Raw genomic sequence first — 25,970 nt, forward strand, 5'->3', positions numbered from 1 at the left:
CCATGAGCGTTGTCACCAACACCACCACGATCGGCGCGATCGAAGCACCGAGCCGCCGCAACACCGAGCTGATGCTGCTCGCTTTCGCAGTCGTCATCCCGGTGTTCGCGTACATCAACGTGGGTCTCGCACTCGACGGCAAGCTGCCTGCCGGAGTGCTCGGCTACGGCATCGGCCTTGGCCTGCTCGCCGGTGTGGCCCATCTCGCGGTGCGCAAGTTCGCCAAGTACGCCGACCCGCTGCTGCTTCCGCTGGCCGCGCTGCTCAACGGCCTCGGACTGGTGATGATCTGGCGACTGGACCAGTCGCCCCGGCTGATCCAGCGCGCCGAGAAGCTCTTCGGAGGCTTCAGCCCGGACGCCCCCAAGCAGCTGTTGTACTCCGCGATCGGCATCGGCCTCTTCGTCGGCGTACTGATCCTGCTCAAGGACCACCGCATCCTGCAGCGCTACACCTACATCTCCATGGCAGCGGCCCTGGTCCTGCTGATTCTGCCGGTGTTCTTCCCGGCGGTGAACGGCGCCAAGATCTGGATCAGTCTCGGTCCCTTCACCATCCAGCCCGGCGAGTTCGCGAAGATCATCATTGCGATCTTCTTCTCCGGCTACCTGATGGTGAAGCGGGACGCCCTCGCGCTGGCCAGCCGCCGCTTCATGGGCCTGTATCTGCCCCGGGGCCGTGACCTCGGACCGATCCTCATGGTCTGGGCGATGTCGATCCTCATCCTGGTCTTCGAGACCGACCTCGGCACCTCGCTGCTGTTCTTCGGCCTCTTCGTGATCATGCTGTACGTCGCCACCGAGCGCACCAGCTGGATCGTCTTCGGTCTGCTGATGTCCGCGGTCGGCGCGGTCGGCGTCGCCTCCTTCGAGCCGCACGTCCAGCAGCGTGTGGACTTCTGGCTCAACCCGTTCGCCGAGAAGACCTGGGCGCAGAGCGAACAGATCGGCCAGGCGCTGATGTCCTTCGGCTCGGGCGGCACCCTCGGCACCGGCCTCGGCCAGGGCGACTCCGACCTCATCGGCTTCGCCGCCAACTCGGACTTCATCCTCTCCACGTTCGGTGAAGAGATGGGCCTGGCCGGAATGATGGCGTTCCTGCTGGTCTACGGCCTGATCGTGGAGCGCGGCGTACGCACCGCCCTCGCCGCTCGCGACCCCTTCGGCAAGCTCCTGGCGATCGGCCTCTCCGGCGCCTTCGCCATCCAGGTCTTCGTCGTCGCCGGCGGTGTCATGGGCCTCATCCCGCTCACCGGTATGACCATGCCGTTCGTGGCGTACGGCGGTTCCTCCGTGATCGCCAACTGGGCGCTGATCGGCATCCTGATCCGTATCAGCGACACCGCGCGCCGTCCCGCGCCGGCTCCCGCTCCGTCCCCCGACGCCGAGATGACCCAGGTGGTCCGACCGTGAACAAGCCCCTGCGCCGGATCGCCATCTTCTGCGGGCTCCTGGTACTTGCCCTGCTGGTGCGCACCAACTGGCTGCAGTACGTCCAGGCCGACGATCTCAATACCAACTCGAAGAACCGCCGTGTCCTGATCGAGCGGTACGCCGCCGAGCGCGGCAACATCATCGTCGACGGCAAGCCGATCACCGGTTCCGTGGAGACGAAGGACACGGACTTCAAGTTCAAGCGCACCTACGTCGACGGCCCCATGTGGGCACCCGTCACCGGTTACGCGTCCCAGGCATTCGACGCCAACCAGATCGAGAAGCTCAGGGACGGCATACTCACCGGCAACTCCGACCAGCTCTTCTTCGACCGCACGATGGCGATGTTCACCGGCGACAAGAAGAAGGGTGGCAACGTCGTCACGACGCTCAGTGGCGCCGCGCAGAAGGCCGCGTATGAGGGCCTGGGCAACAAGAAGGGCGCCGTCGCGGCCATCGACCCGCAGACCGGCAGGATTCTCGCGCTGGCCTCCACTCCCTCGTACGACCCCGCCTCCTTCGCCGGCTACGGCGCATCGGACGAGCGGGCGTGGAACAAGCTGGAGAAGGACAAGAACAAGCCGAAGCTCAACCGCGCGCTTCGCGAGGTCTACCCGCCGGGCTCCACCTTCAAGGTGGTCACCGCGGCCGCCGCGCTGGAGCACGGCGTGATCGACGACATCAACGCGGCGACCGACACCCCCGAGCCGTACATCCTCCCCAACACCCGCACGCCGATGGTCAACCACGCCAACGGCTGCAAGGACGCCAGCCTGATGAAGGCGCTGGAAGTCTCGTGCAACTCCGTCTTCGCCAAGCTCGGTGACCAGGTCGGCCGGGACAAGATGCTGGAGACGGCGCAGAAGTTCGGCTTCAACAACCCGGAGATCGACACCCCGGTACGTGCCGCCGGCTCCGTCTACGACAAGAACATGGACAGGCCCGGCAACGCCCTCTCCTCCATCGGCCAGTTCAACACCGCCACCACGCCCCTTCAGATGGCCATGGTCGCAGCGGCGATTGCCAACGACGGCAAGCTGATGAAGCCGTACATGATCGACCAGCTGGAATCGCCCAACCTGGACGTCATCGAGAAGACCGAACCGCAGGAGATGAGCCGCCCGCTCTCCCAGAAGAACGCGCAGCTCCTCCAGGAAATGATGCAGAACGTCGTCGAGAGCCCGAACGGCACCGGCGGCAAGGCCAAGATCGACGGCGTCACCGTCGGCGGCAAGACCGGTACCGCCCAGCACGGCGAGAACAACAGCAAGAACCCGTACGCCTGGTTCATCTCGTACGCCAAGACCGCCGACGGATCGCCCGTCGCAGTCGCGGTCATCGTCGAGGACAGCGAAGCCAAGCGCGACGACATCACCGGCGGCGGTCTCGCCGGCCCCATCGCCAAGTCCGTGATGCAGGCCGTACTGGACAGCAAGAAGTGACGCGGATCACGTCCGGCGCCCATACCTGCACATTGCGATACCGGTCGGGTATCAGGTGACGGTCGCGGGCCGATCAGGTGGTGCGTGGCCGGTAGCGTATGCGCGAACAGCACACCGCCGGACCACACACGGGTGCGGTCGGGACTGACGGAGAGGGCTGGAACAGTTATGGAAGAGCCGCGTCGCCTCGGCGGCCGGTACGAACTGGGCTCGGTGCTCGGCCGTGGTGGCATGGCAGAGGTCTACCTCGCCCACGACACCCGGCTCGGCCGCACCGTCGCCGTGAAGACGCTGCGGGCCGATCTCGCCCGTGACCCGTCCTTCCAGGCCCGGTTCCGCCGTGAGGCCCAGTCGGCCGCCTCGCTCAACCACCCGGCAATCGTCGCGGTCTACGACACGGGCGAGGACTACGTCGACGGGGTCTCGATCCCGTACATCGTCATGGAGTACGTCGACGGCTCCACGCTCAGAGAGCTGCTGCACTCCGGGCGCAAGCTGCTTCCCGAGCGCACGCTCGAGATGACCATCGGCATCCTCCAGGCGCTGGAGTACTCCCACCGCAACGGGATCGTCCACCGCGACATCAAGCCCGCGAACGTCATGCTGACGCGCACCGGCCAGGTCAAGGTCATGGACTTCGGCATCGCCCGCGCCATGGGCGACTCCGGGATGACGATGACCCAGACCGCGGCGGTCATCGGCACCGCGCAGTACCTCTCCCCGGAGCAGGCCAAGGGCGAGCAGGTCGACGCCCGCTCCGACCTGTACTCCACCGGCTGTCTGCTCTACGAGCTCCTCACCGTCCGTCCGCCCTTCGTGGGGGACTCCCCGGTGGCGGTGGCGTACCAGCATGTACGCGAGGAGCCGCAGCCGCCGAGCAACTTCGACCCCGAGATCACGCCCGAGATGGACGCCATCGTCCTGCGGGCCCTGGTCAAGGACCCCGACTACCGCTACCAGTCGGCCGACGAGATGCGCGCGGACATCGAGGCCTGCCTCGACGGCCAGCCGGTCGCGGCGACGGCGGCGATGGGCGCAGTCGGCTACGGCGGATACGCCCCCGAGGACCAGCCGACCACGGCGCTGCGCCAGGCCGACCCGGCGGGCCAGACGTCGATGCTTCCGCCGATGAACCCGGACGACGGGGGCTACGGCTACGACGACCGCCCGGACCGCCGCCGCCAGAAGAAGTCGAACACCTCGACGATCTTGCTGATCCTCGCGGGCATCCTGGTGCTCGTCGGCGCGGTGCTGATCGGCAAGGCGGTCTTCGGCGGCGGTGACGGCGGCGGCGGCGATGTGCCGGTGCCGCAGGTCGTCGGTAAGACGCTGCAGGAAGCCCAGACGCTCGGGACGAACGCCGGCGTCAAGGTCGCCCAATCGGGTACGGCGCGCTGTGAGCAGCCGAAGAAGAAGATCTGCAGCCAGACGCCGGCCAACGGCAACATGCAGCAGGGCGAGACCATCCAGGTCGTCGTCTCCGAGGGCGCACCCAAGGTCGAGGTCCCGGACGTCACCGAGAAGTCCCGGGACAAGGCCGAGAAGGCCCTGACGGACAAGGGCTTCAAGGTCAAGATCGTGGAATCCGAGTCCTCGGAGGAGGACCCGGGCACGGTCCTCTCGCAGAATCCCACGGGCGGCACCGAGGCCGAGAAGGGCACCGAGGTCACGCTCACCGTGGCCAAGCAGGCCAAGGTCACCGTGCCTCCGGTCGTGGGCCAGCAGTTCGACGCCGCCAAGGCCCAGCTCGAGACTCTCGAGTTCACCGTCGTGCGGGCGGACGTGGACTCCGACCAGCCGGCGGGCACGGTCATCTCGCAGGACCCGACGGGCAACTCGAAGGCCGCCAAGGGTGCCACGGTCACGCTGCAGGTCTCCAAGGGCCCGCAGCAGACCGCTCAGGTGCCTCAGCTGTTCAACAAGACGATCGGCGAGGCCAAGCAGCTCCTCGCTCAGGCAGGTCTGCAGCTCGGCGCCGTCAACGGTCCGAACGACGACAGGGCCCGGATCATTGTTCAGGACCCGGCGGCCGGTTCACCGGCGACTCCCGGCCAGCAGGTCAATGTGCAGACCATTGACGGCGGCGGGGGCGGGAACAACGGCGGGAACGACGGCGGGATCTTCGGCTAGCCCCGGCCCGCAACAGCAGGAGGCCCCGGCACCCCTCATCGGGTGACCGGGGCCTCCTGCTGCCTGCCATCTGCTCCGCGCACCGAGGGCGGCATCACCGCCGTACACCGAGGGCTGCTGGAGGCAAAGAGCGCGGGCACCGCGCTGAACGTACAGAGGATCCCAGGACGACTGAACTCCTCCGACGAGTTCAGTCAGCGCAGCTCCGCCGGCGGCGTACGGTCCGCGTCGACCTTCTGCGTGCGCACCAGCTCGCCCCACACGATGTAGCGGAAGTCCGACGTGTAGACGGGCGTGCACGTCGTCAGCGTGATGTACCGGCCCGGCTTCGTCCTGCCCGACTCCTTCGGGACCGGCTGCAGCACGTTCACGTTGTACTTCGAGGTCTCCGGAAGCTCCTTGAAGACCTTGTAGACGTACCAGGTGTCCCGCGTCTCGAAGACGATCGGGTCCCCGTCCTTCAGCTTGTGGATGTTGTGGAACTTCGCTCCATGGCCGTCGCGGTGTGCTGCCAGCGTGAAGTTGCCCTTGCCGTCCCAGGGGAGCGCCGACTTGATCGGGTCCGTGTAGTAGCCCGCGATGCCGTCGTTGAGGCTTTGGGAGTCGGTGCCCTTCTTCACCAGCACCTCGCCGTTGCTCATGGCGGGTACGTGGAGGAAGCCGATGCCGTCCTTGGTGTCGAGGGCGCCGGGGCTGCTCGCCCAGCCGTCGCGCATCTGGTCGCCCTGTTTGGAGGCCGCACGGTCGGCGAGGACGTTCGTCCACCACAGTGAGTAGACGACAAAGAGCCCCAGCACCACGCCCGCGGTGATCAGCAGTTCGCCGAAGACACTGATGACACCGGCGGCCCGGCTACGCGCACGTGACACTGCACCTTTTCCCGTCTTGAAGTCCCACCGCACCCACCGAACCAACCGAACCAACCGTTTTCAGCCGACGAGCGCGTCGGGTTTGCCCTTGCTGCGCGGTCGTTCGTCGACCATCTTGCCCCACACGATCATTCGATACGTACTCGTAAATTCCGGCGTACACGTCGTCAGCGTGATGTACCTGCCCGGTCCGTCGAATCCGGCGCCCTCCGGCACCGGAGCGATCACACTCACATTCGACGGTGAGGTCTGCGGGAGGATGTTTGCCATCTTGTACGTGTAGTACGCGTCCTGCGTCTCGACGACGATCGGGTCCCCCGGCTGTAGACGGTTGATGTACCGGAACGGTTCTCCGTGGGTGTTGCGGTGACCCGCGACCGCGAAGTTGCCCGCCTTGTCCGAAGGCATCGCGGTCTTGAGCTTCCCCTCGCCGTAGTGGCCCACCATGCCGCGGTCGAGGACCTTGTGCTTGCTGATGCCCTCGGCGATCGGGACGACCACGTCCAGCTTGGGGATGTGCATGATGGCGAAGCCCTGCCCGGGCTCGAACGCACCGGGCTGGCGGCCCTTCGCCCAGTCGTCCTGGATCTTGTTCGTCTCCTGGCTGGCCTGCTGCCCCGCCCGTATGTTCGTCCACCAGAGCTGGTACGTCACGAACAGCAGCATCAGCACACCGAAGCTGATGAAGAGCTCACCGATGGCGCGGCTCGCGATGACGGCGGGGCTGTCCTTCGCGGCACGCGCGGCGCGGCGGGCCTCGACGCGTGAGAGGGGTTTGGCGGGCGTCGCGGAGGCGTCCGGGGCGGCAGAAGCGGGCCCCGGGCGCCTGTGGCCCCGGGCCTTGGCAGCCCGGCGCCGCTCGGCACGGCCGGGACCCGCGGGCGTCTGTGCCGCGCGCCGGGTGTCCTCCGTACGCAGGGCGACGGTCTCGTCGTCCGGTACTGGTATCGGCCCGGACATCTGCTGAGGGATCGCGACGGTCTCGTACAGCGCCGTCCCAGGTTCCGCTTCTGCTTGCGGCTGGGCGTACCAGTCCCGCTGATAACCCTCCGGGTCGTCTCCGGAGTACTGGCGGTAGCCAGACCACTCCCGAGGCTGGGGCACCTCGGCCTCAGCGGCGTGAGCCTGCCCCGCGTCCGGAGTGTCCGCCGCCCCGAACCACGGCGACCCCTGCTCCCCCGGCGGCATGGGGTCTCCCCACGGCGGAGCCGTAGGGGAAGGATCCGTCAGCGGGTCGTACTCATACCCGTCCTCAGGACGCCGGGCGTTCACGCCACAGCCTTGCCCACCACCGGTGCGAGCCCCGCCGAACGCCCGACCGCCCCGGTGTCGCCGCACTGCTCGAGCCAGTTGGCGAGCATCAGATGCCCGTGCTCGGTGAGGACCGACTCGGGGTGGAACTGCACGCCCTCGACAGCCAGTTCACGGTGGCGCAGCCCCATGATGATGCCGTCCGCGGTCCGTGCCGTGACCTCCAGCTCGTCCGGGAGCTCCGCCGGCTCCGCGGCCAGCGAGTGGTAGCGGGTCGCCGTGAACGGCGAAGGCAGCCCCGCGAAGACGCCCTTGCCCTCGTGCGTGACCGGCGAGGTCTTGCCGTGCAGCAGCTCGGGAGCGCGGCCCACCACGCCGCCGTACGCCACCGCCATCGACTGCATCCCCAGGCAGACGCCGAAGACCGGCACCGCGGTGTCGGCGCAGTGGCGCACCATCTCGATGCACACACCTGCCTGCTCGGGCGCTCCGGGCCCGGGGGACAGCAGCACCCCGTCGAAGCCGTCCTGCGCATGCGCCGGCGCCACCTCGTCGTTGCGCACGACCTCGCACTCCGCACCCAGTTGGTACAGGTACTGGACGAGGTTGAAGACGAAGCTGTCGTAGTTGTCGACGACGAGGATGCGCGCGCTCATCGGGCCGCCCCCGCTCCGTCGACCGTCACATCGTTGAACGGAAGCAGCGGCTCCGCCCACGGGAAGACGTACTGGAACAGCACGTAGACGACCGCGAGGATCAGCACGAGCGAGAGAACTGCCCGCACCCATGCGTTGCCCGGCAGATGCCGCCAGATCCAGCCGTACATGCTGTCCCTTTCCGTTTGGTACCGCACCAGACTAAAGGGCCGCAGGGGCACATGGGTCAGCTGCGCAAAGCTTCCGGTTTGCCGTCGGTCACAGGCTGGGTGGCGTCCAGATGCGCCCAGGCGATCAGCCGGTGGCTGCTGCCCCACTCCGGATCACAGGTGGTCAGCGTCAGATAACGCCCCGGCCCGTCGAAGCCCGACTTCCTGGGGACGGGGTCGATGACGCCGGTGTCGCTCGGGACGGTCCGGTAGGGCTCCCGGTCGACGCGGTACGTGAACCAGGTCGTCCCGTCCGTCAGCACCACCGCGTCACCCGGCCGCAGCTCCGGGAAGTCCTTGAAGGGATCGCCGTACGTGCGCCGGTGGCCGGCGACCGAGAAGTTACCGCTGCCGCCGAGGACGGTGGTGGAGGCGTAGTGCCCGAGGCCCTTCTTGAGGGTGCCCGTCGAGGTGCCTTCCAGGACCGGCCAGTCCCAACTCCTGCCGAAGCGGGGGATGTACATGACCGCGAAGGGATGCCCATCGCGGTACCGCTCGGGGGCGGGAGGGGCGGGTGTCGTCGTGCGCTCCGGAGCCGGGGTGGCAGCGGGAGCCTGGACCGGACCCTGCGACCACTGCTCCTGGAGCCTGTCGATCTGTCCGTCGGTGGCGTCGGCTGCCTTGATTCCGGTCCAGAACATGACGTAGACGACGAAGAGCACGATCAAGGTGCCGGCGGTGATGCAGAGTTCGCTGAAGGTCCTGACGATCAGCCGTACCGATAGCGTCCGTCCCACCGTCCCCCCAGGGGCTACTGCACGGGCTTCGCGTAGTGGAGATCCACTGTGCCCGAGTAGCCGGGGAGAGTCACCGCCTTGCGCTCGTCGACCTTCCAGCCGAGCCCGTAGGCCTTCACATACAGCTGGTAGTTCTGGATCGCGGGGGACTCGGCGAGCGCCTTCTCGAGCGCGCCCCGGTCGCCGACGGCCGTGACCTTGTACGGCGGGGAGTAGACGCGGCCCTGGAGGATCAGAGTGTTGCCCACGCAGCGCACGGCGCTGGTGGAGATCAGCCGCTGGTCCATGACCTGGATTCCTCTGGCGCCGCCCTGCCACAGGGCGTTCACGACGGCCTGCAGGTCCTGCTGGTGGATGACCAGGTCGTTGGCCTGCGGCTCGGGGTAGCCGGGGGCTGCCTGGGCATTCGGCGGGGCGTCGTTGAGGGTGACGCTGAGAGCGGGTCCGCTGACCGACGAGGTGCCCGAGGCCTTCTCCAGGGCGCCGAGCCTGGCGTCCTCGGCCTTGGTGGAGCCGTCGTCGCGCCGGGCCAGGGCGTCGACGTCGTCCCGTACCGCCGCGGTGGACTCGTCCAGGTCGGCGTTCTTGGTGCTGCGCTGCTGGATCAGGTCGGAGAGCTTCAGCATCGACGCGTCCGTACGGATATTGGTGCCCTTGGCGGTATTGAAGCTGGTCACGAAGATCAGCCCGGCAAGGGCGAAGACGGCAGCCGTCAGGAGCCGGACGGTCCCGCCCGTCACCCGACCACCACCCCTCATCGAGCTTCGCCACCTTCCTGTTCGTCGAAGCGGTTGTCCGGACCTTGGGGGGAGTCGGCAGAATTGCTCAACGTACCCTTATCTCCTTAGGCGCCGCGGAAGCACTACGCTAACGGACGCCCGGGGGAGGCGGTGGTCCCCCTCGCTCCAGCCCCTGGCGTCAAGCCACAGTTCCCTGCGCGGTCACGCAGCGCATCGACAGGAGAGTCCCTCGTGCCGAAGTCACGTATCCGCAAGAAGGCCGACTTCACGCCGCCGCCGGCGTCGAAGCAGGCGACCAGCATCAAGCTGACCAGCCGCAGCTGGGTCGCACCGGTGATGCTCGCGCTGTTCCTGATCGGACTGGCCTGGATCGTCCTCTTCTATGTCACTGAGGGCGACCTTCCGATCAAGAGCTTCGGCAACTGGAACATTGTTGCCGGCTTCGGCTTCATCGCCGCCGGCTTCGGCGTATCGACCCAGTGGAAGTAGCTTCTCCGCAGCCTCGTCGTCAAGCCCTGCCCCGAGGTTATCCACAGCGTTGTCCACAGTGGGGAAAAGTTCAGACGATCTGTGGATAACCCTCAAAGCATTGACGCCGGTGTGACTGCATCGGCCATCTTGATGAAGCGTCCCGCCCCTTGTCCCTGCTGGGAAAACCCAGCTCAGCGACAAGGGGCACGCTTGTTCCCCACAGCATGCACAAGATCGACCACACGCTGTGGACAACTTTGGGGAAAGGTCTCGCTCAGGTGAGCGCGGCGGTCCTGGCCACCACGGTGACGATCACAGCGACCAGGATCAGTGCGCAGGTGCCGTACTGGACCAGAGCTCGGCGCTCGGTCGGCGCGTGCACCATGGCGTACCCGACGACCACACCGCCGACGAGCCCGCCGATATGGGCCTGCCAGGCGATGTTGAACGCCGGGTTGAAGGTGAAGATCAGGTTGATCACCAGCAGCGCGATGACCGGCCGCATGTCGTAGTTCATTCGCCGCATGAGTACGGCGGTCGCGCCGAAGAGGCCGAAGACGGCGCCGGAAGCGCCGAGCGAGGGCTGGTTCGCGTCGGCGAGCAGATACGTCAGCGCGCTGCCCGCCAAGCCGGAGAGCACGTACAGGGTGAGGTAGCGCGCGCGTCCGAGGGCGGCTTCCAGAGGGCCGCCGATCCACCACAGGCTGAGCATGTTGAATGCGATGTGGATATAGCTGCCGTGCAGGAACATCGACGTCAGCAGCCGGTACCACTGCCCCTCCGCGACGCCCTCGACATCTCCGAGCACCGGGACGAAGGCGCGCCCGATCAGGTCGAACTGGTCGGTGAACCGGTCCCCGAGCGACAGCTGCAGCAGGAAGACGGCGAGGTTGATCCCGATCAGGAGCTTGGTCAGCAGGCGCGGATCAGCGGTGACCGTGCCGCCCGCGATGGTCCGCGGTCGCGTGGCCGACGGCGCGTGTCCCGTACCGGATCCCGAACGGACACATTCCGGGCACTGAAATCCGACCGACGCGCTGACCATGCACTCCGTGCAGATGGGCCGCTCGCAACGGGTGCACCTGATGCCCGTCTCGCGGCCCGGATGCCGGTAGCAGCTGGGGCCGTGCGCGTCCTGCGGCTGCTGCCCACTGCCTGGCGCCTGGTCCATGAGGTCCCTCTGTCTCCCTAGCTCAACACACCGCCCCGCCCATCCATACGGATGAGCGGGGCGAATTGGTTCCCCTGGGTTCCCCTCGGGTCCCTGAGGATCCCGGGGGCAGCACAGGGGCACCGCGGGGCTCAGCCCTCGCGGGTCTCCACGACGACCGACTCGATCACGACATCGCTCAGCGGGCGGTCGGTGCGCGGGTTGGTCTGGGTGGAGGCGATCGCGTCCACGACCTTCTTGCCGGTCTCGCTGCTGACCTCGCCGAAGATGGTGTGCTTGCGGGTCAGCCAGGCGGTGGGCGACACGGTGATGAAGAACTGCGAGCCATTGGTGCCCGGGCCGGCGTTCGCCATGGCCAGCAGGTACGGCTTGTCGAAGCCGAGGTCCGGGTGGAACTCGTCCTGGAACTCGTACCCCGGGCCGCCCGTGCCGTTGCCCAGCGGGTCACCGGCCTGGATCATGAAGCCGCTGATCACGCGGTGGAAGACCGTGCCGTCGTACAGCTTGTCCGTGGACTTCTTTCCGGTCGCCGGGTGGGTCCACTCACGCTCACCCTTGGCGAGCTCCACGAAGTTCTTGACCGTCTTGGGCGCGTGGTTCGGCAGAAGCCGGATCTCGATGTCGCCTTGGTTGGTCTTCAAGGTGGCGTACAGCTGCTCGGCCACGATCTGCCTTCCGTAAGTCTGCTCTGACGTCCCACGATCCTCGCACGCGAGAGCAGTCCACGGATAAAAGGCGTCGAGTCCTCGACGAAGCGGCGCGTTGTGGGGCGAACCGTGGCATCGTCGTCCGCAAGGTCCCTACATGACCCGGATGCCCGCCCCGCATGCCGAGGCCGCACTCAACAGGCATGATTTCCAAACGGGTGGAAAGGCGAAACTATGCCTAACTGGAAGTAAAGCCCAGCCACCCAGAACGCCACCGAGGAGGAGGATCCCGTGACCCGCATGGACAGCGTGCGCGCCGCGACCGGTACGGCGAAGGACAGCGTGCTGCACGCCGCGGAAGTGGTGGCGCCCTACGCCGGTACGGCCAAGGACCAGGCCGCGCACTATGCGCACGAGGCCCGCGTACGGCTCGCGCCCAAAGTCTCCAAGGCCGCTACTCAGGCCCGTGTTCAGTACGACGCGCGTGTTGCGCCGCGTGTGCCGCCGAAGGTGGACGAGGCAGCGCACCGAGCCGCGGTTCAGGCTCGGAGGGCGGCTCGTCAGGCGGCGGACTACACCGTTCCGCGTGTGGAGCAGGCGGTGGCCGTCGCTCTGCCCGTACGGGAGGAGGCTCTTGCCCGCTCCGCTGCCGCACTGGCCGCACTGCGCGGACAGGTGACGGCGAAGGAAATTCAGAAGCTGATGAGGAAGCACGAGCGGCGCTCGAAGGCCGCGCGGCTCGCCAAGGGTCTCGCGATCATCGGTGTGCTGGTCGGTGGGGCAGTCGCGGCCTGGAAGTGGTGGGACAAGCAGGCCAACCCCGACTGGCTGGTGGAACCGCCCGCTGCCACGGAGGTCTCCGACCGAGCCCCGCTGTCGTCCGTCGACGGCAGTGAGCAGGGAGACCTGGACCCCGAGGTGCAGGCGAAGCAGGACGAGGCGGAGGCTGGTGACCGCGACGATCAGCGCTGATCGCATGCCGCCCGTGTGGCAGGTGGCGCCGGGAGAGGTGGGCGATCCCGGCGCCTCATGCCGAGGCGGGCGCCGTGTCGGCGACGCGGGCAGGGGCCGGGCTCGACCCGATGTCCGCGATGTCGGCGCTGTCGGCGTCGGTCGCGGGCAGGTGACGGGTGGCCGGCGACGATCCATGGGCCTCGGCGCGGATGCGCTGCTTGATGGTGGGTGGCAGCGATCTGTCGCGCGCGACGGGGCTCCACTGTGTAACGGGGCTCCATCGCGTGCTGGGCGCGGGCACCGTCGGCCGGACGGGCTGCCGGCGCACCTGCTGCGGCAGGACCGGCGCCTTGGGAGTCCCGACGGCCGGCCGGCGCGCGGCGGCGGTGGCGGTGGCGGTGGTCAGCCCCACCGAGGCAAGCAGCGCAAAGAACGCGGTGATGAACGCGGTCCACAGATTTCTGACCTTCATGGCGGCCATGACCCCTCGCTTTCGGGTTGAGCGATCTACATACCTTTCTCATGATGTGTACGCATCTCGGGAAGTGGGGGAGCGACGCCGCCGCTGCGCAGCTCTTCCGATGAACACCACCCGGACGGCCCATTCCACGGTGCGGGCGGGGCGGAGAGGCAGTACAAGGCAGTGAAAAGGGCGCTCCGATCTGTTCTCGACAGATCGGAGCGCCCTTGTCGCTGTGGAGCCTAGGGGAGTCGAACCCCTGACATCTGCCATGCAAAGACAGCGCTCTACCAACTGAGCTAAGGCCCCGGAAGGGTGGGTACGGCCGAGCAGAAGCGTGCCTCGGCCACCGCCGCAGACCAGAGTACCGGGTGACCCCCGGAATCCTGCAAAAGGATTGGGACTCCCGGTGGGCGACCACTCTCCGTAAGATGCTCGTCGAGGTTCGCAGCAGCGAAGCCCGCTTTGGGGAAAAGCGATGGGGAGACGCAATGGACGCCGTGCAGCAGGAAACAACCGCAAGAGCCAGAGAGCTGCAGCGCAGCTGGTACGGAGAGCCGCTGGGGGCGCTCTTCCGTCGGCTCATCGATGATCTGGGCCTGAACCAGGCCCGCCTTGCCGCGGTGCTCGGGCTGTCGGCTCCGATGCTCTCCCAGCTGATGAGCGGCCAGCGCGCCAAGATCGGCAATCCCGCGGTGGTCCAGCGGGTGCAGGCTCTGCAGGATCTGGCGAGTCAGGTCGCCGACGGCAGTGTCAGCGCGGTCGAGGCGACGGACCGGATGGAAGAGATCAAGAAATCGCAGGGTGGCTCCGTGCTGACCGGCACCAGCCAGAGCACAAGCAGCTCCGGAGCGCCGACAGTTCGCCGTGTCGTACGCGAGATCCAGTCGCTGCTTCGTTCGGTTGCTGCGGCGGGCGACATCATCGATGCGGCGGACTCTCTCGCCCCGAGCCACCCCGAACTGGCAGAGTTCCTCCGGGTGTACGGCGCCGGTCGCACGGCCGACGCCGTCGCCCACTACGAGTCGCATCAGAGCTGACCGAGGCAGTTGGCCTCACGAGGGAACGGGGAGCGGGCGCAGCGCAATGGGTGAGGTCTTCGCTGGTCGGTACGAACTGATCGACCCGATCGGTCGCGGTGGTGTCGGTGCGGTGTGGCGGGCCTGGGACCAGCGGCGCCGTCGCTATGTGGCGGCCAAGGTGCTGCAGCAGAGCGATGCGCACACCCTGCTGCGCTTCGTCCGCGAACAGGCCCTGCGGATCGATCATCCCCATGTCCTCGCCCCGGCCAGCTGGGCCGCGGACGACGACAAGGTGCTGTTCACCATGGACCTGGTGAGCGGCGGGTCGCTGGCGCATGTCATCGGGGACTACGGCCCGCTGCCGCCCCGTTTTGTGTGCACGCTGCTCGATCAGCTGCTGTCCGGTCTGGCCGCGGTGCACGCGGAGGGGGTCGTGCACCGCGACATCAAGCCGGCGAACATCCTCATGGAAGCCACCGGGACCGGACGGCCGCATCTGCGGCTGTCCGACTTCGGGATCTCGATGCGCAAGGGTGAGCCACGGCTCACCGAGACCAACTATGTGGTGGGCACGCCCGGTTACTTCGCGCCCGAGCAGATGATGGGCGCGGAGCCGGACTTCACGGCCGATCTCTTCGCGGTGGGTCTCGTCGCGCTCTATCTGCTCCAGGGCAAGAAGCCCGACTCCAGGGCGCTGGTCGAGCACTTCGCCAACATCGGCACTCCTGGTGCCCCTCAGGGCATCCCCGAACCGCTGTGGCAGGTGCTCGCCGGTCTGCTGCAGCCCGATCCGCAGGTGCGGTTCCGTACTGCCACGGGAGCGCGCAAGGCGCTCACGGCGGCTGTCGAGATGCTCCCGGAGCCCGGCGCCGACGACGAGCCCGTCGAGATCTTCGACCAGATCGGCCCGCTCCCCGCCGGATTCGGTCCCGAGGGCCCGACCGGCCCCGCACGGGACACCGCACCGGCTGCCCAGGCTCACGTACAGCAGCCGCTCCCGCCGTCGCAGACGGGCAGCTTCCATCTGGCCCCGCCACCGCAGCAGCCGTCCGCCCAACTCCCTTACACGGCCCAGCCGTCCACTCCGCCCCCGATGCCGGCGACCTCGGAGCCGACGCCCACGCCGACTCCCACCCCCACGCCCGTACCGGCCCACAGCGCTTCCCCGCTGTACGCCCCCGCGCCCGAGCAGTCCGTGCAGTCCCCGACCGCTCCGACCGCCCCGGTGCCGTACGAACAAGCTCTTACCCGCGCTTACACCGCGCAGAGCCCGCAGGTTCCGCACGCGCACGCGCCAGTTCCGACGGCGGGCCGCAAGCGACCGGGACCGCCCCCGAAGGTCGCGGTCCCGGTGCTGCTTGTCGCGCTGCTCTGCTTCGCGGTGGGCATCTGGGCGCTGACCCAGGCCTGATCCCGCGGCCCTGAACTACCAGGTGGGCGGCGGGCCGTACTGCCCGGGCGCCTGGCCAGGTGCCTGGCCCGGAATCTGACCGTGCCCACCGGGCACCTGTCCTGGCACCTGCCCCGCCGCCGGTCCCTGAGCCGGGAACGGAGCGGCAGCATCCGTGACGGGAGCCACCGCAGCCGCGGGAGCAGGTCCCTGCGCCGGCGCCCCGGCCGTCCGCCGCCGCGCCAGCAGGGTCCATGCGCCGAGCCCCAGCACCAGCACGGTCCCCGCGCCGATCCCCGCGGCGGCGACCAGCTGCATCGTGTCGCCCTTCGCCGCCTCCGGCGCGCTCTTCCCGCTGTCCGCGGCCTCCTGGTCGTCCTTGGTGACCTGGAAGTCCCCCGCGGGTCCGTTATACGCCGGGGCGCTCCGCACCTCGCCCTCGACGTTCACGCGCAGCGTCAGCGGGATGGGCTTCGTGCCGTACTCCTTGCCGATCTCCGGGTTGAGCGTGACCGAGAGGTAGTACCAGCCGGCGAACCGCATGGCGTTGGTGGAACTCGTGGAGTCGTATCGGTTCTCGTACGCCACCGGCGGCAGCGGGTCCAGCGCCAGCGACTTCTGCTTGCCGTCGTAGTACAGACTCGACGCGTCATCGACGTATCCACGGGCCGGGTTGTGCAGGGACAGCACCAGGGCATTGTTGACGCTCTTCGCACTGTCGGGCGCCGTACTGCTTCCGAGGTCGGCGCTGGCGAAGAGCTGCTGCCCCCAGTCGACCGGCACCCGGTAGAAGAGGCTCTGGCCGGGGGTGATCGTGTCCTGCCACTCGCCCTGCTTCAGGCTCGTGGCATGGGTGAAGCTCGTGCCGCCGTGCCGCTTTCCGGGGCCGCCTCCGGGCGCCGGGGGGGACGCGGACGGCCAGTTCTCGGCGGGCGCGGTGGGGCCTTGGGACTTCAGCCCGGACTCGGAGGCGAAACGGATCTCCACATCCCACGGCTCGGGCGTGGAGGTGTCTGCCTTCGACCGCTGCAGGAGCACGTAGTAGGCGCCCGCCTCCTGGCAGTTGCTGGTGTCCTTGGCGATCGTCCGGTCCGCGTACGCGGCGACCGGCCTGGCGTACAAGGCCGATCCGAACTGGGCGTCCTCGTCGCCGCACTTGTACCCCGAGCGGTCCTCGATGCTCACCGAGAGCTTGTCCGCGTACGACACCTTCGTCGCCAGCTTGGGGACGGCGACGGCCGAGATGTAGGCGTTGGTCTTGGCATCGAGATCGACCCGGTAGTAGCGCTTCTCGCCCGGCTTGATCGTGTCCTTGTACGTCGATCCGGCCGTCAGGGACGGCCCGTCACTGTTGACCGGGGCGCCCTTGACGGTCTTGGCCTCGCTGTCGAAGGCGTACGGATTGGGCTCGCCGGCCGCCCATGACTGCCCGGGCAGCGCCGCCACCGCGCACATCGCCGCCATGGCCGCCAGCGTCACCCGGCCCGTGCCGCGCTGCCTCTTCACGCGCTTCTCCTTGTCCGCCGTACCAGTACGAGCACCAGGCCCACGATCAGGACGACCGCGCAGCCGGTCGCCGCGGCGGTCGCGGTGCCGGACCATCCTGCCCCGGCAGCCGCTCGGCTGTCTTCGCGGGCGGCCGAATCACCCTGCTTGTCCCCCTTCTTGGCAAGCAGAGGCAGCCGGCCGCCGCGGCCGTCGCGGTGCCGGACTGGGAAAGCCGTCGGGAAGGGCGTCGACGACCGTCCCGATGGCCGCGCGGGCGGAGGCTATCCGGGTCTGCCCTGCGCCGTCGTCGTCCGCCATGGATCCCGAGGAGTCGAGGACCATCACCAGGCCGCTCTTCCCGTCCCCCGGCCCTTCGGCCCGGGCTGTCTGCCCCGCGGCGCTCGCACCCGGCAGCGGGCCCGCCCCGAGGGCGAGCAGTGCCCCCACCCCGATCACTGCCGCCGTCGCGCGGCGGCCCAGTCGTGCCTTCACTCGTGTTCCCCTCCCGAGCACTGAAGTTTGCTCTTGCAAGCTAATGATTTGCTCAGGCGAACTCAAGACCAAGATTGTCACGGTCCCGCAACGGCACCGGACGGCCAAGAAAGGGGGCGGGCAGCACTGAGCCCCGGCCGCTTCAGCGACCGGGGCTCAGTGGTTTCAAGATTGCTGCGTCTCACACACCCGAACCTGCGGGCACGGAGTCGGTCGCCTCCGTCCACAGATCCTGCTCGGCGCGATCCGCCTGGATCTGGCGGTACACGAGGAGCCCGCCGATGGCGGCCAGTGCGACCAGGAGAAGCTTCTTCACCGCGCGACCTCGTCTTTCCTTGACGTATGAGGACTTCTGGCGCCCGACTATACACACCGACCGATACCGATCGGTGACCTGCGTAGGACCAGCGTACGACCTCCGCACGCCCCAACTCCGGCCCCGGACAAAGCGATCGGCCCGGACGGAGAAACTCCGTCCGGGCCGAATCAAGCTGGTGGGGCTAACAGGATTTGAACCTGTGGCCTCATCCTTATCAGGGATGCGCTCTAACCAACTGAGCTATAGCCCCGCCGCGCTGCGCGCTGACTCATGAAGATTAGCGCACGTCGGGGCCAGTCCCAAAATCGGTTGTCCTGTCTCACTCGTCCTCGGCGAGGGTGAGCTCGACGCCGCCCACGAAACCCGCGGAGAGGTTGTAGATAAAGGCTCCGAGGGTGGCCAGAGCTGTGGCCAGCACCACATCGATCACCGCGATGACCGAGGTGAAGATGAGCACCCGCGGCAGCGACAGGAACGACTGAAGGTCGAAACCATTGCTCTCGTTGGAGCCGGTCGCCTCGCTGATCGTCCCGCCGACGGTGGAGAAGACACCCATCGCGTCCATGACCATCCACAGAACCGCTGACGCGATCACCGTGCAGATGCCCAGCGCGATGGAGAGCAGGAAGCTGACCTTCATCACCGACCAGGGATCGGCCTTGGCCACCCGCAGCCGCGCCTTGCGCGTCCGAGGCGTCGTACGGGCACCGGTGCGCGGCCGGCGTACAGCCGCGCCCGGCTGAGGCGCGCCCCCGCCCTGGGGCGTGGGGTATGCCTGCGGCGGGTGGTACGGCTGCGCGGCCTGCTGCGGCGCCGGCTGCTCGCCGCCATACGTCTCGTGCGGGGGCATGGGCCCCCGGGTGTCCGTCACCGTAACCCCCTGGGAGTCCGCGGCAGGGCCACGGGCACCGTTCGCTCCGGATGCGGCCGATCCGGCGCCCGTGGCTCCACTCACGCTTTACTCCTCGTGCTCCCCTGCCGAGGGCTCACTGCCCTCGACTGCCGCCTCGGCCGCGTCGGCGCCGGCCAAATCGGTCGCTTCGACCTCGTCGGTCCCTTCGACCTCTTCGGCCTCGCGACCGGCCTCGGCGTTACGAGCGATGCCGACCACGGCATCGCGCTTGCCCAGGTTGATCAGTTGGACGCCCATGGTGTCACGGCCCGTCTCCCTGACTTCGTTGACTCGCGTACGAATCACACCGCCGCCAAGGGTGATGGCGAGGATCTCATCCGTCTCCTCGACCACCAGCGCGCCCACGAGTGAACCACGGTCCTCCACAATCTTGGCGGCCTTGATACCGAGGCCGCCACGACCCTGGACGCGGTATTCGTCGACGGCGGTCCGCTTCGCGTACCCACCATCAGTAGCAGTGAACACGAACGTACCGGGCCGCACCACATTCATCGAGAGGAGCTGGTCTCCCTCACGGAAACTCATGCCCTTCACGCCCGATGTGGCACGCCCCATCGGACGCAGCGCGTCGTCGGTCGCGGTGAACCGGATCGACTGCGCCTTTTTGCTGATCAGCAGCAGATCGTCCTCGGCCGAGACCAGCTCGGCACCGATCAGCTCGTCGTCGCTGCCGTCCTCCGTCTCGCGGAGGTTGATCGCGATGACACCACCCGACCGGGGCGAGTCGTAGTCCTTGAGCGGCGTCTTCTTCACCAGACCGCCCTTGGTGGCAAGCACCAGGTAGGGCGCGGCGTTGTAGTCGCGGATCGCCAGGATCTCGGCGATCTGCTCGTCCGGCTGGAAGGCCAGCAGGTTGGCGACGTGCTGACCGCGCGCGTCCCGGCCGGCGTCCGGCAGCTCGTAGGCCTTGGCGCGGTAGACCCGGCCCTTGTTGGTGAAGAACAGCAGCCAGTGGTGCGTGGTGGAGACGAAGAAGTGGTCGACGATGTCGTCTTCCTTCAGCTTCGTGCCGCGTACGCCCTTGCCGCCGCGCTTCTGCGAGCGGTAGTCGTCCGTCTTCGTACGCTTCACATAGCCGCCACGCGTGATGGTGACGACGATGTCCTCCTCGGCGATCAGGTCCTCGATGGACATGTCACCGTCGAAGGGCACCAGCTTGGAGCGCCGGTCGTCGCCGAACTTCTCGACGATGACGTTCAGTTCCTCGCTGACGATCTGGCGCTGCTTCTCGGGCGAGGCCAGGATCGCGTTGTACTCATTGATCTTGGCCTGCAGCTCGTCGTGCTCGGCGACGATCTTCTGGCGCTCCAGGGCGGCCAGTCGGCGCAGCTGCATTTCGAGGATGGCGTTGGCCTGGATCTCGTCGATCTCCAGCAGGCCCATAAGGCCCGCGCGCGCGATCTCGACGGTGTCACTGCGCCGGATCAGCGCGATGACCTCGTCGATCGCGTCCAGCGCCTTGAGCAGACCGCGCAGGATGTGCGCCCGCTCCTCCGCCTTGCGCAGGCGGAACTTCGTACGCCGGACGATGACCTCGATCTGGTGGTGCACCCAGTGGCGGATGAAGGCGTCGAGCGAGAGCGTGCGCGGCACGCCGTCGACCAGCGCCAGCATGTTCGCGCCGAAGTTCGTCTGCAGGTCGGTGTGCTTGTAGAGGTTGTTCAGCACGACCTTGGCGACGGCGTCGCGCTTGAGGACGATGACCAGGCGCTGGCCCGTACGGGACGAGGTCTCGTCGCGTACGTCGGCGATGCCACCGATTTTGCCGTCCTTCACCAGGTCGGCGATCTTCTGCGCGAGGTTGTCGGGGTTGGTCTGGTACGGAAGCTCCGTGACCACCAGGCACTGGCGGTTCTGGATCTCCTCGACCTCGACGACCGCGCGCATCGTGATGGAGCCGCGACCGGTGCGGTACGCCTCCTCGATGCCCTTGCGGCCCACGACCAGAGCGCCGGACGGGAAGTCCGGGCCCTTGATCCGCTCGATGAGCGCGTCGAGCAGCTCCTCGTGGGTGGCGTCGGGGTGCTCCAGCGCCCACTGCGCGCCGGCCGCGACCTCGCGCAGATTGTGCGGCGGGATGTTGGTGGCCATACCGACGGCGATCCCCGCCGAGCCGTTGACCAGCAGGTTCGGGAAGCGCGCCGGCAGAACCGTCGGCTCCTGGTTACGGCCGTCGTAGTTGTCCTGGAAGTCGACGGTCTCCTCGTCGATGTCCCGGAGCATCTCCATCGACTGCGGCATCAGCTTGCACTCGGTGTACCGCATGGCGGCGGCCGGGTCGTTGCCCGGGGAACCGAAGTTGCCGTTGGAGTCCACGAGCGGCATGCGCATCGACCACGGCTGGGCGAGACGTACGAGCGCGTCGTAGATCGAGGAGTCGCCGTGCGGGTGGTACGTACCCATGACGTCACCGACGACGCGGGCGCACTTGTAGAAGCCCTTCTCGGGCCGGTAGCCGCCGTCGTACATCGCGTAGAGCACACGACGGTGGACGGGCTTGAGACCGTCCCGTACGTCGGGCAGCGCACGCGAGACGATGACGGACATCGCGTAGTCGAGATAGGAGCGCTGCATCTCCGTCTCGAGCCCGACGGGCTCGATCCGCAGGGTCGGCTCTTCTTCTTCGGTCGTGGCGGGGGTGTTCTCGTCGGCCATTGCTGGTCTTCAGTCCTTTCGTGCGGTCAGCTGAGACCGACTCAGATGTCGAGGAAGCGGACGTCCTTGGCATTGCGCTGGATGAACGAGCGCCGTGCCTCCACGTCCTCACCCATCAGCACCGAGAAGAGGTCGTCGGCCTGCGCGGCGTCGTCCAGCGTGACCTGGCCGAGAACGCGGTGGTCCACATCCATCGTGGTGATGCGCAGTTCCTCGGCGTTCATCTCGCCGAGGCCCTTGAAGCGCTGGATCGAGTCTTCCTTGATCCGCTTGCCGTTCTGCTTGCCCAGCTCGACCAGGGCGTCGCGCTCACGGTCCGAGTACGCGTACTCGAAGTCGTCCCGACCCCACTTGATCTTGTAGAGCGGCGGGCGCGAGAGGTACACGTGCCCGGCCTCGACCAGCGGCCGCATGAAGCGGAAGAGGAAGGTCAGCAGCAGGGTGTTGATGTGCTGACCGTCGACATCGGCGTCCGCCATCAGGATGATCTTGTGATAGCGGAGCTTCTCGATGTCGAAGTCCTCGTGGACTCCGGTGCCGAAGGCCGAGATCAGCGCCTGGACCTCGGTGTTCTGCAGGATCTTGTCGATCCGCGCCTTCTCGACGTTCAGGATCTTGCCTCGGATGGGCAGGATCGCCTGGTACATCGGGTTACGGCCGGACTTCGCCGAGCCGCCGGCGGAGTCACCCTCGACGATGAAGATCTCGCACTTGGTGGGGTCGTTCGACTGGCAGTCGCTCAGCTTGCCCGGCAGCGAGGCCGACTCCAGCAGGCCCTTGCGACGGGTCAGGTCACGGGCCTTGCGGGCCGCGACGCGCGCCGTCTGCGCCTGGATGGACTTGCGGATGATGTCCGCGGCCTCATTGGGATTGCGGTCGAACCAGTCGGTGAGGTGCTCGTGCACGACCTTCTGCACGAAGGTCTTCGCCTCGGTGTTGCCCAGCTTGGTCTTGGTCTGGCCCTCGAACTGCGGCTCGCCCAGCTTGACCGAGATGATCGCGGTCAGACCCTCGCGGATGTCCTCGCCGGAGAGGTTGTCGTCCTTCTCGCGCAGCAGCTTCTTGTCGCGCGCGTACCGGTTGACCAGGCCCGTCAGAGCGGACCGGAAGCCCTCTTCGTGGGTACCGCCCTCGTGGGTGTGGATGGTGTTCGCGAAGGAGTACACACCCTCGGTGTACTGGGAGTTCCACTGCATCGCGATCTCGACCGAGAGCAGGCGCTCCTTGTCCTCGGCCTCGATGTCGATGACGGTCGGGTGGATCAGCTCGCCCTTGCGGGAGTTGAGGTACTTGACGAAGTCGACGATGCCGCCTTCGTAGTAGTACTTCACCGAGCGTGCGGGCGGTTCCTCGTCCGGCTCCTCGGGGGCGTCGGCACCTACGGTGGCCTTCGCCGACTCGCGCTCGTCCGTCAGCGTCAGGGTCAGGCCCTTGTTGAGGAAGGCCATCTCCTGGAAACGGCGGGAGAGCGTCTCGAAGGAGTACTCGGTCGTCTCGAAGATGTCGCTGTCGGCCCAGAACGTCACCGTGGTGCCGCTGTCGCCCGTGGCTTCGTTCTGAGCGAGGGGCGCGGTCGGGACACCGAGCTTGTAGTCCTGCGTCCAGCGGTAGCCGTCGCGCTTGACCTCGACGGAGACCTTCGACGACAGGGCGTTGACGACCGAGACGCCGACGCCGTGCAGACCGCCGGAGACGGCGTAGCCGCCGCCGCCGAACTTGCCGCCCGCGTGCAGAACGGTGAGCACGACCTCGACGGCCGGCTTGTTCTCGGACGGGACGATGTCCACCGGGATGCCGCGGCCGTTGTCGATGACGCGCACGCCGCCGTCGGCGAGGATCGTGACGTCGATCGTGTCGGCGTGACCGGCCATGGCCTCGTCGACGGAGTTGTCGACGACCTCTTGGACGAGGTGGTGGAGTCCACGCTCACCGGTTGAACCGATGTACATGCCAGGTCGCTTGCGGACCGCGTCCAGGCCCTCGAGGACCGTGATCGCGCTGGCGTCGTACGAGGCGGTTACCTCGCCGTTCCCACCGGCAGGAGTGGACGGAATGTTCTCGTTGGGGTTGCCGGAATCGGCCACGAAGCGCCCTTTCTGGCACAGCACAAGCCGTTCTCCGGGCAGGCGGGAGCGGCTGCGTCGTTCGACATGTTCCGCGAGTGGGCGGGATTGTGCACCAGTCTACCGGTACCGCCGACCCGAATGGGGGTTTGCCGGTAGCTGCGTCCTCATGTGCCGCCCTGAACCGTGTCGGTCCGACTCCCCATATCTGGGAAGGGGCTCCAGGAGGCTCACACGGGCATTGAGCGCTTCGGGCTGTCAACCACTGGCTACGGTGAGGGACACCTCACCCGCATCGGGGGGTTTCGGGTGTTACGGGATGGGCGGCGTTGCACGGGCAGCAGGGGGCGGGGCGCGGGGCTCCGGGCGGGTCGGGGGGGCGTTGGGCCGCTGCGGCTGCGGGGCAGGGTGGGGTGGGGTGCCCCTGGGCGGCAGCCGCTCGGGGCGTCGGCGGCAGCGGGGCGGCGTGGGGGGTGCCCTGGGTCTGGGTGGCAGCGGGCGGGGCGCGCGCCACCCCCGCGAGGACGGCTGCGGCGCGAAGCTGCCGCTTAAGGTGCGGGCCAGGCCCGAGCTTTTTCTCCGCGGCGGAGCCGCTGGAGCGCCGGGGCGTGGGGCGTCAGCCCCAAATCCGCCTTGAGCGAACACCGCACGCCCGCTGACGCGAGCCCGGCCCCGCTGGGCCGGGCTCGACGCGAGACCCCCGCGCCGGGACCCGGGAGCGAAGCCCCAGGGCCCCGCCTCACCCGTACGTGTCGCCCGGCCCCACACTCCCCGGCGCCCTCAGCGCCCCGTACGTCCTCGGCGGCCCACCAGGCCCCAGTACCTTGATCAGCCGTACCGTCCCGTGCCCCAGGTCCTCGTTCAGCCGCGCCACCAGCCGCGGCGCCAGCAGCCTCAGCTGCGTCGCCCACGCCGTGGAATCGCACTGCACGGTCAGCACCCGCTGATCCGGGTCCTCCTCGTACCGCAGCGGCACACAGTGGTTCGCCAGGTCCGCGCCCACGATCTGCGGCCAGCGACCCATCACACCGCCCACCGCGGCCGGTGTCTCCCAGCCCCGCTCTGTGATCAGCCGGTTGATCGCCGCACCCAGCGGGAGCGGATCACGCCCGTCCGCCCGCGCTCCCGATCGCAGCCCGCCGCCCCGCCTGGCCTGTTTCTTCTGCTGTGCCGCGGCGCCGCGCGCCTTCGCCTGTTCCTTCGCGGCGCGCAGCGCGACCCGCGCCAGGTCGACGCCCGAGGACTCGGGCACCGCCGGCGGCTCGGCCGCTTGATTCGGCTCCTCGCTCATACCCGCCCCACCACACCGTCCGCCACCAGGTACCGCGCCCCGGCCAGCACCGCCGGCACATCGTCGTCCACTGCCGCCGTCACCAGCACCTGCTCGCCCGGAGCGACCAGTTCCGCCAGCCGCTCGCGCCGCCGCACGTCCAGTTCGGCGAAGACATCGTCGAGGACCAGCACCGGCTCGTTGCCCTCAGCTCTGAGCAGGTCGTACGAGGCCAGCCGCAGCGCCAGCGCGTACGACCAGGACTCGCCATGGCTGGCGTACCCCTTGGCGGGCAGCTGTCCCAGCTTGAGCACCAGGTCGTCGCGGTGCGGCCCGACCAGCGTCACGCCCCGCTCGATCTCCTGCTTGCGCACCTCGGCGAGCGCGCCGATCAGCTGCTCGGCCAGGGCTTCCCGACCATGCACCGAGCCCTCTCCCACAACACCTTCACCGACACCCACAGCGGCACCGGAGGAGGAACGGTACTCCAGCGCAACCGGCCCGCCCCCCGGCGCCAGTTGCTCGTACGCCTTGTCCGCCAGCGGCTGCAGCGCCGCGATCAGATCGATCCGCTGCGCCAGCAACTCCGCCCCGGCGCGCGCCAGATGCTGATCCCACACGTCCAGCGTCGACAGGTCCATCCCGCGCCCGCCGTGCCGCCGCGCCATGGCCGCGGACTTCAGCAAGGTGTTGCGCTGCTTGAGCACCCGCTCGTAGTCGGAGCGCACCCCCGCCATCCGCGGCGAGCGCGCCGTGATCAGCTCGTCCAGGAACCGCCGCCGCTCGCCCGGGTCGCCCTTCACCAGCGCGAGATCCTCGGGCGCGAACAGCACCGTCCGTACTATCCCCAGCACATCACGCGGCCTGACCTGTGAGGACCGGTTGATACGGGCCCTGTTCGCCTTCCCCGGATTGAGCTCGAGCTCGATCAGCTGGGAGCGCTCGCCCTGGGTGACGGCCGCCCGGATCACCGCACGGTCCGCGCCCATCCGCACCAGCGGCGCATCCGATGAGACCCGGTGGCTCGCCAGCGTCGCGAGATAGCCGACCGCCTCGACGAGATTGGTCTTCCCCTGCCCGTTCGCCCCCACGAACGAGGTGACGCCCGGGTCGAGTGGGACCTCGACCCGGGCGTACGAGCGGAAGTCGGCCAGCGACAAATGCGTGACGTGCATGGATGTACGCCGA

The 25,970-nt window shown here is 68.1% G+C and carries 23 protein-coding genes, 2 tRNA genes and 1 pseudogene; 7 read left to right on the top strand and 19 right to left on the bottom strand.

The genetic code is table 11. The features are described 5' to 3' along the window. Positions 1-2: 2 nt before the first annotated feature. From OOK40_RS13830 to pknB, 3 genes are all read left to right on the top strand, one after another. Positions 3-1,412, top strand: coding sequence for an FtsW/RodA/SpoVE family cell cycle protein (locus OOK40_RS13830; RefSeq protein ID WP_266480519.1), 1,410 nt, complete (start codon positions 3-5; stop codon positions 1,410-1,412). Then, positions 1,409-2,875, top strand: coding sequence for a penicillin-binding protein 2 (locus OOK40_RS13835; RefSeq protein ID WP_266480521.1), 1,467 nt, complete (start codon positions 1,409-1,411; stop codon positions 2,873-2,875). Before OOK40_RS13830 ends, OOK40_RS13835 begins: the two co-directional genes overlap by 4 nt. A gap of 168 nt (positions 2,876-3,043) precedes the next feature. After that, positions 3,044-5,005: a Stk1 family PASTA domain-containing Ser/Thr kinase gene (pknB, locus tag OOK40_RS13840; protein ID WP_266480524.1), complete on the top strand. Its 1,962-nt coding sequence runs from the start codon at positions 3,044-3,046 to the stop codon at positions 5,003-5,005. A gap of 194 nt (positions 5,006-5,199) precedes the next feature. Here pknB and OOK40_RS13845 read toward each other — a convergent pair whose 3' ends face one another. The 6 genes from OOK40_RS13845 to OOK40_RS13870 all read right to left on the bottom strand — a co-directional run bounded on the left by OOK40_RS13845 (position 5,200) and on the right by OOK40_RS13870 (position 9,467). Further along, complete coding sequence (locus OOK40_RS13845; RefSeq protein WP_266480526.1) at positions 5,200-5,874, bottom strand: class E sortase; 675 nt, start codon at positions 5,872-5,874, stop codon at positions 5,200-5,202. A gap of 60 nt (positions 5,875-5,934) precedes the next feature. Next, on the bottom strand, positions 5,935-7,062 hold the full coding sequence (locus OOK40_RS13850; protein WP_266480529.1) for a class E sortase: 1,128 nt from the start codon (positions 7,060-7,062) through the stop codon (positions 5,935-5,937). 80 nt (positions 7,063-7,142) lie between these two features. Further along, positions 7,143-7,781, bottom strand: coding sequence for an aminodeoxychorismate/anthranilate synthase component II (locus tag OOK40_RS13855; protein WP_266480531.1), 639 nt, complete (start codon positions 7,779-7,781; stop codon positions 7,143-7,145). Then, the gene (locus tag OOK40_RS13860) at positions 7,778-7,951 is read right to left on the bottom strand and encodes a hypothetical protein (RefSeq protein WP_266480533.1); all 174 of its coding nucleotides are present in this window, start codon (positions 7,949-7,951) and stop codon (positions 7,778-7,780) included. Before OOK40_RS13860 ends, OOK40_RS13855 begins: the two co-directional genes overlap by 4 nt. Before the next feature lie 56 nt (positions 7,952-8,007). Beyond that, positions 8,008-8,727 carry a class E sortase gene (locus OOK40_RS13865; protein WP_266480536.1) on the bottom strand — a complete coding sequence of 240 codons (720 nt, stop codon included), beginning with the start codon at positions 8,725-8,727 and terminating at the stop codon, positions 8,008-8,010. Positions 8,728-8,741: 14 nt separating this feature from the next. Further along, a complete protein-coding gene (locus tag OOK40_RS13870) occupies positions 8,742-9,467 on the bottom strand; it encodes a DUF881 domain-containing protein (protein ID WP_266480538.1) in 726 nt (241 codons plus the stop codon). Between the two features lie 231 nt (positions 9,468-9,698). Here OOK40_RS13870 and crgA point away from each other — a divergent pair, with 231 nt between their 5' ends. Further along, a complete protein-coding gene (crgA, locus tag OOK40_RS13875) occupies positions 9,699-9,956 on the top strand; it encodes a cell division protein CrgA (RefSeq protein ID WP_142214706.1) in 258 nt (85 codons plus the stop codon). Positions 9,957-10,212: 256 nt separating this feature from the next. On the opposite strand, the gene OOK40_RS13880 is transcribed toward crgA, so the two are convergent. Next, on the bottom strand, positions 10,213-11,109 hold the full coding sequence (locus tag OOK40_RS13880; RefSeq protein WP_266480542.1) for a rhomboid family intramembrane serine protease: 897 nt from the start codon (positions 11,107-11,109) through the stop codon (positions 10,213-10,215). 131 nt (positions 11,110-11,240) lie between these two features. After that, positions 11,241-11,774, bottom strand: a complete 534-nt coding sequence (locus OOK40_RS13885; protein ID WP_266480547.1) for a peptidylprolyl isomerase — start codon at positions 11,772-11,774, stop codon at positions 11,241-11,243. 273 nt (positions 11,775-12,047) lie between these two features. On the opposite strand from OOK40_RS13885, the gene OOK40_RS13890 reads away from it, so the two are divergent. Beyond that, entirely contained in the window at positions 12,048-12,728 is a 681-nt protein-coding gene (locus OOK40_RS13890; protein ID WP_266480550.1) for a DUF5324 family protein, read from the top strand. 55 nt (positions 12,729-12,783) lie between these two features. On the opposite strand, the gene OOK40_RS13895 is transcribed toward OOK40_RS13890, so the two are convergent. Further along, a complete protein-coding gene (locus OOK40_RS13895) occupies positions 12,784-13,191 on the bottom strand; it encodes a DUF6344 domain-containing protein (RefSeq protein WP_266480552.1) in 408 nt (135 codons plus the stop codon). 215 nt (positions 13,192-13,406) lie between these two features. After that, positions 13,407-13,479: transfer RNA gene (locus OOK40_RS13900), tRNA-Ala, on the bottom strand. Positions 13,480-13,661: 182 nt separating this feature from the next. Between OOK40_RS13900 and OOK40_RS13905 the strand changes: the two genes are divergently transcribed. Further along, entirely contained in the window at positions 13,662-14,210 is a 549-nt protein-coding gene (locus tag OOK40_RS13905; RefSeq protein WP_266480554.1) for a DNA-binding protein, read from the top strand. A 46-nt stretch (positions 14,211-14,256) separates the two neighbouring features. Beyond that, positions 14,257-15,603, top strand: a complete 1,347-nt coding sequence (locus OOK40_RS13910) for a serine/threonine-protein kinase (protein WP_266480557.1) — start codon at positions 14,257-14,259, stop codon at positions 15,601-15,603. Positions 15,604-15,618: 15 nt separating this feature from the next. On the opposite strand, the gene OOK40_RS13915 is transcribed toward OOK40_RS13910, so the two are convergent. The 9 genes and pseudogenes from OOK40_RS13915 to recF form a co-directional block, all read right to left on the bottom strand. Continuing rightward, positions 15,619-17,088, bottom strand: a complete 1,470-nt coding sequence (locus tag OOK40_RS13915) for a hypothetical protein (RefSeq protein WP_266480560.1) — start codon at positions 17,086-17,088, stop codon at positions 15,619-15,621. A 204-nt stretch (positions 17,089-17,292) separates the two neighbouring features. Beyond that, a pseudogene (locus OOK40_RS13920) lies at positions 17,293-17,562 on the bottom strand (hypothetical protein); the annotation flags it as partial. A gap of 181 nt (positions 17,563-17,743) precedes the next feature. Continuing rightward, positions 17,744-17,878 (bottom strand): DLW-39 family protein, encoded by a 135-nt coding sequence (locus OOK40_RS13925; RefSeq protein WP_003958712.1) that lies wholly within the window; start codon positions 17,876-17,878, stop codon positions 17,744-17,746. Positions 17,879-18,054: 176 nt separating this feature from the next. After that, positions 18,055-18,131, bottom strand: a tRNA-Ile gene (locus tag OOK40_RS13930). 69 nt (positions 18,132-18,200) lie between these two features. Continuing rightward, positions 18,201-18,752 carry a DUF3566 domain-containing protein gene (locus tag OOK40_RS13935; protein ID WP_266481689.1) on the bottom strand — a complete coding sequence of 184 codons (552 nt, stop codon included), beginning with the start codon at positions 18,750-18,752 and terminating at the stop codon, positions 18,201-18,203. 87 nt (positions 18,753-18,839) lie between these two features. Next, the gene (gyrA, locus tag OOK40_RS13940) at positions 18,840-21,449 is read right to left on the bottom strand and encodes a DNA gyrase subunit A (protein ID WP_266480564.1); all 2,610 of its coding nucleotides are present in this window, start codon (positions 21,447-21,449) and stop codon (positions 18,840-18,842) included. A gap of 41 nt (positions 21,450-21,490) precedes the next feature. Then, positions 21,491-23,557 carry a DNA topoisomerase (ATP-hydrolyzing) subunit B gene (gene gyrB / locus OOK40_RS13945; RefSeq protein WP_323136059.1) on the bottom strand — a complete coding sequence of 689 codons (2,067 nt, stop codon included), beginning with the start codon at positions 23,555-23,557 and terminating at the stop codon, positions 21,491-21,493. 694 nt (positions 23,558-24,251) lie between these two features. Beyond that, positions 24,252-24,803 carry a DUF721 domain-containing protein gene (locus OOK40_RS13950; RefSeq protein WP_266480566.1) on the bottom strand — a complete coding sequence of 184 codons (552 nt, stop codon included), beginning with the start codon at positions 24,801-24,803 and terminating at the stop codon, positions 24,252-24,254. Further along, positions 24,800-25,957: a DNA replication/repair protein RecF gene (gene recF, locus OOK40_RS13955; RefSeq protein ID WP_266480569.1), complete on the bottom strand. Its 1,158-nt coding sequence runs from the start codon at positions 25,955-25,957 to the stop codon at positions 24,800-24,802. The genes OOK40_RS13950 and recF overlap by 4 nt, the downstream gene beginning before the upstream one ends. Between the last annotated feature and the right edge of the window lie 13 nt (positions 25,958-25,970).

Source organism: Streptomyces sp. NBC_01481 (genome assembly GCF_026339995.1).
Classification (GTDB): Bacteria; Actinomycetota; Actinomycetes; order Streptomycetales; family Streptomycetaceae; genus Streptomyces.